Here is a 12,296-nt window from a genome sequence, read left to right on the forward strand (position 1 = left end):
GAGGCCCCTTCTGGAATAGAACATGACCGCACAACACCAAGCTACTGGCGCCGCGCCAAGCGCCAATCTCAGCGCCCACACGCCCATGATGCAGCAGTATCTGACCCTCAAGGCCGAGAACCCGGAGATCCTGCTGTTCTACCGGATGGGCGACTTCTACGAGTTGTTCTATGACGATGCCCGCAAGGCCTCCCAATTGCTCGATATCTCCCTGACCAAGCGCGGCCAGTCGGCGGGTAGCCCCATCCCGATGGCGGGGGTGCCCTATCACGCCATCGAGGGCTATCTGGCCAAGCTGGTGCAGCTCGGCGAATCTGCCGCCATCTGCGAACAGGTGGGGGATCCCGCCACCAGCAAGGGGCCGGTGGAGCGCAAGGTCATTCGCATCATCACCCCGGGCACCGTCTCCGACGAGGCGCTGCTCAGCGAGCGACAGGACAACCTGATCGCCGCCGTCTACCACGATGGCCGCCGCTTCGGCTATGGCACCATGGACATCGGCTCCGGCCGCTTCTTCATCAACCAGTTCGAGAAAGAAGAGACCTTGCTGGCTGAGCTGCAGCGCACCAATCCGGCCGAACTGCTCTACCCGGAATCGTTCGAATTCCTGCACCATATCGAGGGGCGCCGCGGCCTGCGTCGCCGCCCGGAGTGGGAGTTTGAGCTGGGCACCGCCCGCAAGCTGCTCTGCCAGCAGTTCGGCACCCAGGATCTGGTGGGCTTTGGCGTCGACAAGAGCGAGACCGCCCTGTGCGCCGCTGGCTGCCTGATGCAGTACGTCAAGGACACCCAACGTACCGCCCTGCCCCACATCCGCAACGTGCGCCTCGAGCAGCCGGATCACGCGGTCATCATGGATGCCGCCACCCGCCGCAATCTGGAGCTGACCCAGAATCTGGCCGGTGGCTATGAAAATACCCTGGCCGAGGTGCTGGATCGCACCGCCACCCCCATGGGCAGCCGCCTGCTCAAGCGCTGGATCCACCAGCCGATCCGCGATCGGGTGATCCTGAAAGGTCGCCAGAGCACCATCAAGGAGCTCATCGAGCAGAACCTCTACGACGAGTTGGGCAACCTGTTGCGTCAGGTGGGTGATGTGGAGCGGGTACTGGCCCGTCTCGCCCTGCGCTCGGCCCGCCCGCGCGACCTCACCCGCCTGCGTCAGGCCTTCGCCCAGTTGCCCGAATTGCAGCGCCTGCTGGCGGATAACGAGCACGAAGCGGTGCAGCAGCTGGCCGAGCGGGCCAGCACCTTCCCCGAGCTGCTCGACCTGCTGGAGCGCGCGGTGATGGAAGTGCCGCCGGTGCTGATCCGCGATGGTGGCGTCATCCGTGACGGCTTCAATCAGGAGCTGGACGAGCTGCGGGATCTCGCCAACGGCGCCACCGCCAGCCTCGCCCGCATCGAGGAGCGGGAGAAGCTGCTGACCGGCATCAACACCCTCAAGGTGGGCTACAACAAGGTGCACGGCTTCTATATCGAGGTGAGCCGCGCCAACAGCCATCTGGTGCCGGCCCACTACATCCGCCGCCAGACCCTCAAGAACAACGAACGCTACATCATCGATGAGCTGAAGAAATACGAGGACAAGGTACTCACCGCCCAGTCCCAGGCGCTGGCGCTGGAGAAACGGCTCTACGAAGAGCTGCTCGATGCCCTGCTGCCCCACCTCGGCGATCTGCAGGATTCCGCCGCCGCACTGGCGGAGTTGGACGTGCTGGCCAACCTAGCCGAGCGGGCCGAGACCCTCGACTATCGCTGCCCGACCCTCATCGATGAGGATCAGATCCTGATCGAGGCGGGCCGCCATCCGGTGGTTGAGCAGGTGATGACAGATCCCTTTATCGCCAACCCTATCCGGCTGGAGCGGGAGCGGCGGATGCTGATCATCACCGGCCCCAACATGGGCGGTAAGTCCACCTACATGCGCCAGACTGCGCTCATCGTGCTGCTGGCTCATATCGGTGCCTTCGTCCCCGCCGACTGCGCCCGCATCGGCCCCATCGACCGCATCTTTACCCGCATCGGAGCGTCAGACGATCTCGCCTCCGGCCGCTCCACCTTTATGGTGGAGATGACCGAGACCGCCAATATCCTCAACAACGCCACCGCCCGCAGTCTGGTGCTGATGGACGAAATTGGCCGCGGCACCAGCACCTACGATGGCCTCTCGCTGGCGTGGGCCTGCGCCGAGCAACTGGCGAGCAAGATTGGCGCCTACACCCTGTTTGCCACCCACTACTTCGAGCTGACCCGCTTGCCGGAGCTGATGAGCGGGCTGGCCAACGTCCACCTCGATGCGGTGGAGCACGGCGACACCATCGCCTTTATGCACGCGGTGCAGGAGGGGGCGGCCAGCCGCTCCTACGGTCTGCAAGTGGCAGCGTTGGCAGGGGTGCCGAAATCGGTGATCCAGCAGGCCCGTCACAAACTGCATGAGCTGGAGAGCGCCACTCCGGTCGCCGCAGGTGAAAGCCGCCCGGCTCCGGTGACTCTCGCCCCGCAGTCTCATCCGGTGGTGGAAGAGCTGGAAGCAATGCGCCCCGACGAGCTCACCCCCCGTCAGGCACTGGACCTGCTCTATCGCCTCAAGCAGATGCTGTAATCAGCGACTGCCGCACAAGCATGCAAAAGGGGAACCGCGTGGTTCCCCTTTTTATGTTCAGCGCATCATATTCAGCACCCGGCAAACCAGTCAGGCCACCGCTCGCGCCTCTCCACGGGCCCGCAGCAGGCTCTGGCGCCCCTGCCAGTAACCCTGCAGATAGCCGGACTCCAGCTTGACCGGGTCCTGGGTAAAACGGGAGACCATGAAATCGGCCGGTGGCGCGATCACTTCGATCTCGCAATCGGCAGGGGGATTGGCAATGAAATCGAGTGCCCGGTTGTAGGCGCGATCCCGCTCCAGCATGGCTTGCGCCAGTGCAGGCTGGGTTTTCAGCAAGGCTTTGACCATCCAGCAAAAACGGGCCGGCTTCTTGCGATATCCCCAGGGTTCCGACAGCACCACTGTCATCCGCCGCGCCCCGCGCCGATAGGCCTCTATCACCGGAATGGAGTCGCTGATGCCGCCATCGGCCATCGGGCGACCATCGACGCAGGGGGTATCGTGCTGCACCACCGGCAGGGCGCAGGTGGCAGTCAACACCTCATCCATGTTGTCGGGCCGCACCGGCAGATAGATGGCCTTGCCGCTCGCCACATCGGTCGCCACCGCGTAGAAGGGAATGTCGCGGGCGCAGAAGGTCTCGAGATCGAGCGGGAAGTGATGGCGACTGGCCTGCCACAGCCAGCCGATGTCCACCAGATCACCTCCTTTGACGAAACGCAGGGGATCGAGAAACCGGGAGCTGCAAGCCAGCTCGGTGATGATGTGGTGACTGCGGCGCGGCTGCTCGCTCAGGTAGGAGACCAGATTGGTGGCACCGGCCGAGACGCCCATGACGAAATCGAACGGGTAGTGGTGACTTTCGACAAACGCATCGAGCACGCCGCTGGCAAAGATGCCGCGCATCGCGCCCCCTTCGACAATCAGGGCACAAGAGTGGGGATTAAACATAACAAGGCTCCGTCAGCTGTAATACCTGCCGGGATCGATCCCGGCCCAGTGATGGACGCCTTCATGCAGAACATCAAGACGCCGCAGCAGAACGATTCAGGCTCACTCGCACAAGCCAGAAGCGGGCAGGAGCAAACCTGAACCGTGAAGCGACCCCCAGTATATGCAGCGCACCAACCTTCAAAAAATGAATTTAAATAATAAAAAACATGCCTTTTGGGCATGATTTAGTACATCAGCAGAGACGGCCCTTTATCCGGTAATAGCACCATCAGGATCAAGGCAACCCGGGCCCGAACGTCCCGTCGACGGGGTCGTAGTGGTAGGCCCGATAATCAAAGTCCACCTTATCCAAGCGCGGATTGGCCAACTCGAACAACAGGCGTCTGGGGAGCTGCGCCTGATCGAGGGAAGGTTTGAAGTGGCGCAGCCAGAGCTGTTGCAGCGAGCCATCCCGCCACGCCAGCTTGAGGCCGACCGAGAGGCGGCGGATGGCGGCCTGATTCTCCTTGTGGGTGTAGAAGAGATGGAGGAAGGGATAGTGCAGCGCCACTCGCCGATCCACGGTGAGGCCGGGCAGATCACTGTGCTGCTCCTGCTCGATAAAGAGCTCGTTGGCCCCGCGGCAGAAGAGGTCGATGCGACCGCGCGCCACCAGCTTGAACAGCCGCTCGTCACCATCGATCTCCTGCACCTTGAAACCGGCCTGACGCAGGATCTCCGCATCCTGCCAGCCACGCCCCTGCCCATGCAGAAATTGCTGCAGCTCGGTCAGGGTATTGACCCTTGCCACCGCATCGGCCTGCTGCGGACTGACAAAACAGATGCGATAACCGAGGATGCCCAGCTCCACCGGAAAACGGACGTAATCCAGCGCTCCGCTCTCTGCGGCCGGACGCAGACTGTCGGCCACAAACAGATTGGGGTATTGCTGAGTCTGCACAATCTGTCGCATCCGGATACGGTTCATCGGCGGCGCGGTCCGCAGCTCGTAGTCACCGAAGCTATCGCGGGTCTTCTCCAGCGCCAGCTGCAACAGATCGCGAAAATAGAGGGTACGCAAGTCCCGATCGCTCTCGGGGCTGATATGAGTGATGACGTTGCTCGCCCGAAGGGGACTGACAAGGAGGGAAAGGCTGCACAGCAGCAAGCAGGAAGCGAGGCGATGAAAGGTCATACTGCTCATCCCGGAAATACAGGCTCACTAGAGTGTAGCGCCGGGACGAGCCACCTTCTAAAGGGAAGCCAGGCCTACCAGAACATCCGGCCCAGCAGGGGCGCCAGCAGCACGGTCACCATACCGGCGATCATCATCACCATACTGGAGACCACACCCTCCTCATTACCCATCTGATAGGCCCTGGCGGTACCGGCACCGTGGGCCGAGGCGCCAAACCCCGCCCCCTTGCCGAGGCGACTGCGAATGGCCAGCACGGTGAGCACGCTCTCCCCCACCGCCATGCCGATGACGCCGGTCAGCACCACAAACAGCGCGGTGAGGTCGCTCTGACCGCCGATGGCGCGGGTCGCCTCCACTGCGAACGGCGTAGTGATGGATCGCATCGCCAGACTGCGTTGCAACATGTCGGAGAGATCCAGCCAGCGGGCCAGCAGCACGGTACTCCCCACCGCCATGATGACCGATGCGACCACCCCTACCGACAGCGACAACCAGTGGCGACGAATGAGCTGGCGGTTCTCGTAGACCGGCACCGCGAAGGCGACGGTGGCGGGGCCCAGCAGCCAGAGCAGCCAGTGGGATTCCGCCATGTAATCCTGATAGGGGATGTGGAACAGCAGCACCACGGCCACCAGCAGGGTCGGCGCCAGCAGCAGGGGCATCAGCGGCAGGATGCGTTTCTTGCCGTAGAGCCATTTGCTGGCGTAGTAGAAGAGCAGGGTGAGGGCGAAACAGATCAGCCCGAGCAGGGTATCAGACATGACGGCGACTCCGGCGGGCCAGTTTCAGTTCGAGGCGGTAGACCCGGTCCACCACCAGCGCCGTGGTGCCGAGCACCAGCGTAGTGCTCACCAGCAGCACCACCATGATGCGCCACCCCTCCTGCAACAGCAGATCCTGATAGTTGACCACCGCGACTACGGCGGGGACGAAGAAGAGCAGCATCTCGGCCAGCAGCCAGCGAGCACCCGCGCTGAACCACTCGGCCTTAACCACCCCGAGCAGGATGCAGGCCAGCAGCAACAGCATGCCGGTGAGGTTGGCGGGCAGCGGCAGATGGAGGGTACGCACCGCGGTATCGGCCAGCAGCCAGATGGCTGCCAGCAACACAATCTGGAAGGGAGTCTGTAACCAGCGCAAGCAGAGGGCTTTCATGATTATCGTCTTTCTGTGAACCGGCTCACAGTATAGAGTTGAGCAAAACCTGCCAGAAATGAATTAAAATTATCGAATTCATGCCGCATAGGCATACTTCATTCTGTACCCGCCAACACGAGTCGAGAGAGTCCATGGATATTCGCGCCCTGCGCTATTTTGTCGAACTGGTGCGGGAAAAAAGCTTCACCCGCGCCTCTGAAAAGCTGTTCGTCACCCAGCCCACCATCAGCAAGATGATCCGCAATATCGAAGAGGAGCTGGGCCAGCCCCTGCTCAACCGGGAAGGGCGCCGCTTCACCCTGACCGACAGCGGCCAGGTGCTGTTCAACCGTGCCCAGACCATCTTGGCTGAGATGCAGCAGCTGGAGGCCGAACTGGCGGATCTGCAGAGCCTGCAACATGGTCGCCTCACCCTCGGCATTCCCCCCATGGTGGGTCACGTCTATGCAGATCTGATCCGCGCCTACCGCACCCGCTATCCCAAGGTGGAGCTGACCCTGGTGGAATACGGCGGCCGCCGCATCGAACAGGCGGTGCTGGAGGGGGAGCTGGATCTCGCCATCACCATGCTGCCGACCAAAGAGGGGGGCGCCCTCAGCGCGCTGGAGCTGGATCAATACCCGATCCGGGTAGTGCTGCCTGATCAACCGCGCTGGCATGGCGAGGCGCCGCTGCGGCTGGAATCCCTGCAGGAGGAGCCCTTCCTGCTCTATACCCAGGCGTTTACCCTGAGCGAGCGGTTGGAGCAGGCGTGTCAGGAAGCGGGCTTTGTGCCACAGGTGGCGGCGCGCAGCAGCCAGTGGGATTTTCTCACCGCCATGGTACGCAGCGGCATGGGGGTCGCCTTCTTGCCGGAGCCGGTCTGCAACCGGCTGACTCCGGATGGTCTGGTGCTGCGGCCGCTGGAGCCCGAATTGAGCTGGCGACTCGGGGTGATCTGGCCGAGTGAGCGCTATCTGTCGCGCACTGCCGAGGCTTGGCTGGCCCTCTGCCGCCAGCGGCAGGCACCTCAGTAATCGCCGAAGCGATCGGTCTGAGGATTGTAGAAGTAGGGGCGGTAATCGAAGCTGATCCCGTCGAGGAAGGGATTATCCAGTCGCAACAGCCGGCGCTGGGAGAGCTTGGCAAAGGCGATGGCCGGGCCAAAGCTCTTGCGCCACAGCGCCTGTAGTGAGCCATCCTGCCACGCCAGCTGCAACCCCCGTTCGACCCGCTGCAGCGCCTCGCGATTGTTGGGATTGGTGTAGAAGACCCGGGGCAGCGGGTAGTAGATCAACAGCGCATCATCCACCAGCAGATCCGTCATCTCCTTGTGGGTAAGCTGCTCGCTGCGCAGCTCGCTCACCCCACGGCAGAAGAGATCGAAGCGGCCCCGCGCCACCATCTTGAACAGCTTTTCGTACCCCTCCACCTCCACCACCTCCATCCCGGCGTAACGCAGGATATCCACATCCAGCCACCCCTTGCCCTGACCGAAGGTGAACTGGCGCAGCCCCTTGAGGTCAGTCACTTTGCTCACCGCCGCCTTTTGCTGCGGACTGATAAAACAGATGCGGTAGCTGACGATCCCCAGATGGATGGGAAAACGGACATAGGCGAGCCCCAGATCCTCGCGGGTGCTGCTGTAGCTGTCCATCACAAAGAGGTTGGGGTAGCTGTCGAGCTGCATGCTGAGCCGCTCACGCGCCTTGGTCATGGGCGGCGCAGGCTCCAGCAGATAGTCGCCAAACTGGTCGCGGGTCTTGTCGAGGGCGAGCCGCAGCAGCTCCCGATCATAAGTAGTGCGCGGATCCCGCTCGCTCTCCGGGCTGATATGGGTAAACCGGGTGGCCGCCTGTCCGGTCAGCGACAACATGCAGAACAGAGCGGTGGCCAGCAGATGCAGGGGTGACATAAACCGCGCCTTGGCTGAAGGGGTACTTTCAGTGTAGCCCCAGAGCGTGGGCGCTCGGCCCTGCCACCACCCCACGCTCTCCTCCCCTTTTCGGCCAGTCGCGTCCATCAGCCTACTCACCCACCGGAGGTGTGCTTCTGAGCGATGTGGCATAACGCTGATAGGCAGCAGAGTCGCGCACCTGCTCGATAGCATCCCACACCTGCCGGCTTTGTCGGGGATGGGCATGATAGAAGCGGTGAGAGAAGACCAGATAGTAGGGCTTCTCCACCAGCACCGGCGACAGCCGCTCGATGCGAGTCTGCAACGCGGGATTGGCCGCCAGAATACTGTCAGCCACCTCGGTCTGGATGGCGGTCGCCTGCGCCCGATCCATCACCAGCTTTTTCAACATGATCAGCGGGTCACGGCTGGAGTCATCCACCTCGGCTCCTGCAGCCTGCAACAAGTCGACGATGGAAAATCCCGACTGGGCCGCCACCATGCCCTTGACCCTGAGGGTGGTGCCATCCCACTGGCTCTTGCCCCCCTTGAGCTGGTAGAGACTGTAGCTCTCGGTCAGCAGCCGCTTGGCGGGGTCGGGTTTGCCCTCACGCATGGGATAGACCCCCACCTTGGTCGCCCGCTCGACGCTATAACTCATCTTGATGGCGGCATCCATCTGGCCACTGCTCACCCTAGAAAGGCAGCGCTTCCACGGCAGCGGCGTCAGCACGATCTCGGCATCAAGAGCGGTAGCAACCGCCTTGAGGTGATATTGCACAACCCCCTCCCCCGATTGCAGCAGCCAGGGGTAGGAGTCACTGTTTTCAAAGCAGGTACGCAGCGTAAAGGCAGGAGCCGCACCGCCGGTGGCGGGCAGCAGCAACGCAATAAAGAGCAGATAGCGGGCAGATGCGCGCATGGGCCATATCCTTGGCGGCAATTATTCCATCTCCACTATATCAGCCAGGAGTGAGCCAACAAGGATACATCCGGGCCACCACAGGCCCAGAGGGCAGGTTCACACTGTGCCCGGCACTACTCTTCGCCGATGGGAGCGGCGATCCACTTCATCAGCGTCAGCATATCCTGCGGCGCCACGCCGACCGAGAGGCCGCGCTTGCCGCCGCTCACCAGGATCTCGTCAAACTGCAGCGCCGATTCGTCGAGCACAGTGGGCAACAATTTCTTCTGGCCCAGCGGGCTGATGCCACCCACCTTGTAACCGGTCAGCTTCTCCGCTTCCGCCGGTTTCATCATCTCCACCTTCTTGAGACCGGTCGCCTTGGCCAGCTGCTTCAGGCTGCACATACCGGATGAGGGAACGATGGCCACCACCGCCTGCTTGTCGTGATGGGCGACCAGAGTCTTGAACACCTGCGCCTCCGGCAGCCCGAGCTGGGTCGCGGCATGCTTGCCGAAATCGTCGTGGGCTTCGCACTCATAGGGGTAGAGCTTGTGGGGGATTTTGAGCTTCTTCAGCAGGTTGATGGCTGGAGTCATGATGGTTGCCTTGAATCGAATCGCATAAAAACAAGGCCAAACAGTCTGCGCCTGCGTGGCGAGGGATGCAAGCCGGAGGGGCAATCTGCGCTCGTCATCCGTAGGGTGCAATGAACGAAGTGAATTGCACCACTTGCCATATAAAATGCAGGATAACTCCATGAAAAACACATTTTCGAGTGGTGCAATACGCTGCGCTTATTGCACCCTACGAAATACCGCCTCACATCAAGACGGGGTTCCCATCTGTCCAAATTCTTCCGGACAACAAACACAAAGGGCGCCTTGTCGGCGCCCTTTGGCTTGATAGATATCGCTGAAGCCTGTTGGCCTGGACTGGTAATCAACCCGTATTACGCATCCCTGCGGCGATACCGGCGATGGTGACCATCAGCGCCTTGTCCAGCTCGGGGTGCAGGGTCTCCGGGTGGTTGCGGGAGCGGTTGAGCAGCTCGGCCTGCAGCACGTTGAGCGGGTCTGTGTAGGGATTGCGCAGCTTGATGGACTCCTTGATCCAGGGCTGATCCTCCAGCAGATCCCCGCGCGGGCTCAGTTTCAGCACCACCTCGATGGATTCGGCGAGCTCCTGACGCAGCTGTTTGCCAAGGCCCCACAGCTCCTGCGGCACCAGACGGGTGTCGTAGTACTCGGCGAGCCAGACGTCCGCCTTGAGGAACACCATCTCCAGCATCTCAAGACGAGTGCGGAAGAAGGGCCACTGGGCGCTCATCTCTTCCAGCACGGCCAGCTTGCCGCCGTCGATCGCCTGTTGCAGCGCCTTGTGGGCACCGAGCCAGGCCGGCAGCATCAGGCGGTTCTGGGTCCAGGCGAAGATCCACGGAATGGCGCGCAGGCTCTCGACGCCGCCGTTGGGCTTGCGTTTGGAGGGACGGGAGCCGAGCGGCAGCTTGCCGAGCTCCATCTCCGGGGTGGCGGCACGGAAGTAAGGGACGAAGTCCGGATGACCGCGCACGATACTGCGGTAGTGATCGCAGGAGTCGGCGGCCAGCTGTTCCATCACCTCGCGCCAGCACTCTTTCGGCTTGGGCGGTGGCAGCAGGTTCCCTTCCAGCACGGCGCTGGTGTAGAGCTCCAGACTCTTGATCGCCACTTTCGGCAGACCGAACTTGAAGCGGATCATCTCCCCCTGTTCGGTGGTACGCAGACCACCGCGCAGGGATCCCGGCGGCTGGGAGAGGATGGCTTGATGGGCTGGCGCACCACCACGACCGACGGTACCGCCACGGCCATGGAACAGGGTGAGGCGAATATTGTTGGCTTCGGCAAGTCCCACCAGGGATTCCATGGCGGCGTACTGGGCCCAGCCGGCGGCCATCATGCCCGCATCCTTGGCAGAGTCGGAGTAACCGATCATCACGTACTGACGGCCCTGAATGTAGCCGCGATACCAGTCCACCGAGAGCAGGCGCTCCATCACGGCGGTGCCTGCCATCAGGTCATCCTGGGTTTCAAACAGCGGGGCGACCGGCATGCGGAACTTGCAGCCCGCCTCTTTGAGCAGCAGTTGCACCGACAGCACATCGGACGGCGCACCGGCCATGGAGATGATGTAGATACCGAACGCATCGGGGTCGTGCTCGGCGATGACCTGACAGGTATCCAGCGTTTCGCGCACCTCGGCGCTCGGCTCCCAGTCGTGGGGGATCAGCGGGCGGCGGGAATTCAGTTCGTTGAGCAGGAAGGCCTGCTTGTCATCTTCGCTCCACTCGGCGTAGTCACCCAGACCCAGATAACGGGTCAGCTCGGAGAAGACCAGCCCGTGACGTTCGCCATCCTGACGGATATCCAGCTTGACCAGATGGATGCCGAAACAGGCGACCTTGCGCAGCACGTCCAGCAGCATGCCATCGGCGATGTTGCCCATGCCGCAGGCGTGCAATGAGTGGTAGCAGAGCTCCAGCGGCTCGCGCAGCTGGGCGGTAGTCTTGACCAGATCCTGGCTCTCGCTAGCCTGGCCTTGCACCTTGGCGGTGAGGTGCTCCTTGGTTTCGCGCAGCGCTTCACGCAGCTCGCGCACCAGCGCGCGGTAGGGCTCGGGGTGATCGCCAACGCGAGCACGCACGGCGTCGGTACAGTCGGACATGGAGAGCTCGGAGGTGAGCTCCTTGATGTCTTTGTAGAACAGGCTCACCGCCATCCAGCGGCCCAGCTCCAGCACTTCGGCAGTCACCTTGGCGGTAACGAAGGGGTTGCCGTCGCGGTCACCGCCCATCCAGGAGGTGAACTTGACCGGCGCGGCATCCAGCGGCAGCCGCACACCCAGATGGTGTTGCAGACGCTCGTCCAGATTGCGCATGAATTCAGGAATGGCGGGCCACAGGCTGTTCTCCACCACCGCAAAACCCCACTTGGCCTCGTCGACCGGAGTCGGGCGCTGTTCGCGGATCTCGTTGGTGTGCCACGCCTGATTGATCAGCTGCTCGATGCGGTTGAGGATCTTGTCCCGCTCGCGGGGCAGCAAGTCGGAGAGCTCCAGCGCCTCGAGGCAGTCGTTGAGCTGCACGTGCTTGTGGATCAGGGTGCGACGGGTCACCTCGGTGGGGTGGGCGGTCAGCACCAGATCGATATCCAGCTCGCGCACGGCCGCAATGATGGCCTCTTGCGACAGGTTGGAGGCTTTCAGCTTGTCGAACATCTGCTCCAGCGGGTCCGGGGTGCAGACCTGCTCTTCGCAGCGACGGGAGATGGTGTGGAACTGTTCCGCCACGTTGGCCAGATTGAGGAACTGGCTGAAGGCGCGGGCCACCGGCAGCAGTTCGTCATCGCTCAGGGTGCGCAGGGTATCGAGCAGACGTTCCCGGTCTGATTCATTGCCCTTGCGGGAGGACTTGGCCAATTGGCGAATGGTTTCGATCTTGTCGAGAAAGGCCTGACCCTGATGATCCTTGATGGATTTACCCAGCAGCTGACCCAGCATACCTACGTTGGCGCGTAGTGCGGCGTACTTTTCGTTCATTCCACATCCTTATCTTGTTGGTGCCTGACACCCATCCGGGGTG

10 protein-coding genes are annotated in these 12,296 nt (G+C 62.3%); 2 read left to right on the plus strand and 8 right to left on the minus strand.

Going from position 1 to position 12,296, the window contains the following annotated elements; all coding sequences use genetic code 11:
• Nucleotides 1-22 precede the first annotated feature (22 nt).
• A complete protein-coding gene (gene mutS / locus AACT07_RS15575) occupies nt 23-2,605 on the plus strand; it encodes a DNA mismatch repair protein MutS (RefSeq protein ID WP_069528727.1) in 2,583 nt (860 codons plus the stop codon).
• Nucleotides 2,606-2,695: 90 nt separating this feature from the next.
• On the opposite strand, the gene AACT07_RS15580 is transcribed toward mutS, so the two are convergent.
• From AACT07_RS15580 to AACT07_RS15595, 4 genes are all read right to left on the minus strand, one after another.
• On the minus strand, nt 2,696-3,559 hold the full coding sequence (locus AACT07_RS15580) for a patatin-like phospholipase family protein (RefSeq protein WP_069528729.1): 864 nt from the start codon (nt 3,557-3,559) through the stop codon (nt 2,696-2,698).
• Nucleotides 3,560-3,836: 277 nt separating this feature from the next.
• A complete protein-coding gene (locus AACT07_RS15585; RefSeq protein WP_069528731.1) occupies nt 3,837-4,736 on the minus strand; it encodes a hypothetical protein in 900 nt (299 codons plus the stop codon).
• Nucleotides 4,737-4,810: 74 nt separating this feature from the next.
• A complete protein-coding gene (locus AACT07_RS15590; protein ID WP_005341581.1) occupies nt 4,811-5,500 on the minus strand; it encodes an LrgB family protein in 690 nt (229 codons plus the stop codon).
• A complete protein-coding gene (locus AACT07_RS15595; protein WP_040069042.1) occupies nt 5,493-5,894 on the minus strand; it encodes a CidA/LrgA family protein in 402 nt (133 codons plus the stop codon). The genes AACT07_RS15590 and AACT07_RS15595 overlap by 8 nt, the downstream gene beginning before the upstream one ends.
• A gap of 134 nt (nt 5,895-6,028) precedes the next feature.
• Between AACT07_RS15595 and AACT07_RS15600 the strand changes: the two genes are divergently transcribed.
• On the plus strand, nt 6,029-6,913 hold the full coding sequence (locus tag AACT07_RS15600) for a LysR family transcriptional regulator (protein WP_005336083.1): 885 nt from the start codon (nt 6,029-6,031) through the stop codon (nt 6,911-6,913).
• Here the strand turns inward: AACT07_RS15600 and AACT07_RS15605 are convergent.
• The 4 genes from AACT07_RS15605 to ppc all read right to left on the minus strand — a co-directional run bounded on the left by AACT07_RS15605 (nt 6,907) and on the right by ppc (nt 12,253).
• Nucleotides 6,907-7,791, minus strand: coding sequence for a transporter substrate-binding domain-containing protein (locus AACT07_RS15605; protein ID WP_069528733.1), 885 nt, complete (start codon nt 7,789-7,791; stop codon nt 6,907-6,909). The two genes, AACT07_RS15600 and AACT07_RS15605, sit on opposite strands and share 7 nt — an antisense overlap.
• A gap of 112 nt (nt 7,792-7,903) precedes the next feature.
• A complete protein-coding gene (locus AACT07_RS15610) occupies nt 7,904-8,695 on the minus strand; it encodes a substrate-binding periplasmic protein (protein WP_069528735.1) in 792 nt (263 codons plus the stop codon).
• 116 nt (nt 8,696-8,811) lie between these two features.
• The gene (gene ybaK, locus AACT07_RS15615; RefSeq protein ID WP_021231249.1) at nt 8,812-9,276 is read right to left on the minus strand and encodes a Cys-tRNA(Pro) deacylase; all 465 of its coding nucleotides are present in this window, start codon (nt 9,274-9,276) and stop codon (nt 8,812-8,814) included.
• Between the two features lie 343 nt (nt 9,277-9,619).
• Nucleotides 9,620-12,253 (minus strand): phosphoenolpyruvate carboxylase, encoded by a 2,634-nt coding sequence (gene ppc, locus AACT07_RS15620; protein ID WP_069528737.1) that lies wholly within the window; start codon nt 12,251-12,253, stop codon nt 9,620-9,622.
• Between the last annotated feature and the right edge of the window lie 43 nt (nt 12,254-12,296).

Source organism: Aeromonas sp. ANP5 (assembly GCF_963870295.1).
Lineage (GTDB): Bacteria > Pseudomonadota > Gammaproteobacteria > Enterobacterales > Aeromonadaceae > Aeromonas > Aeromonas veronii.

What these genes read in the sequence shown, in the direction of transcription:
- ppc (WP_069528737.1), bottom strand. Translation starts at nt 12,253, where the DNA reads ATGAACGAAAAGTACGCCGCACTACGCGCCAACGTAGGTATGCTGGGT.
- mutS (WP_069528727.1), top strand. Translation starts at nt 23, where the DNA reads ATGACCGCACAACACCAAGCTACTGGCGCCGCGCCAAGCGCCAATCTC.
- AACT07_RS15605 (WP_069528733.1), bottom strand. Translation starts at nt 7,791, where the DNA reads ATGTCACCCCTGCATCTGCTGGCCACCGCTCTGTTCTGCATGTTGTCG.
- AACT07_RS15580 (WP_069528729.1), bottom strand. Translation starts at nt 3,559, where the DNA reads ATGTTTAATCCCCACTCTTGTGCCCTGATTGTCGAAGGGGGCGCGATG.
- AACT07_RS15595 (WP_040069042.1), bottom strand. Translation starts at nt 5,894, where the DNA reads ATGAAAGCCCTCTGCTTGCGCTGGTTACAGACTCCCTTCCAGATTGTG.
- ybaK (WP_021231249.1), bottom strand. Translation starts at nt 9,276, where the DNA reads ATGACTCCAGCCATCAACCTGCTGAAGAAGCTCAAAATCCCCCACAAG.
- AACT07_RS15600 (WP_005336083.1), top strand. Translation starts at nt 6,029, where the DNA reads ATGGATATTCGCGCCCTGCGCTATTTTGTCGAACTGGTGCGGGAAAAA.
- AACT07_RS15610 (WP_069528735.1), bottom strand. Translation starts at nt 8,695, where the DNA reads ATGCGCGCATCTGCCCGCTATCTGCTCTTTATTGCGTTGCTGCTGCCC.
- AACT07_RS15590 (WP_005341581.1), bottom strand. Translation starts at nt 5,500, where the DNA reads ATGTCTGATACCCTGCTCGGGCTGATCTGTTTCGCCCTCACCCTGCTC.
- AACT07_RS15585 (WP_069528731.1), bottom strand. Translation starts at nt 4,736, where the DNA reads ATGACCTTTCATCGCCTCGCTTCCTGCTTGCTGCTGTGCAGCCTTTCC.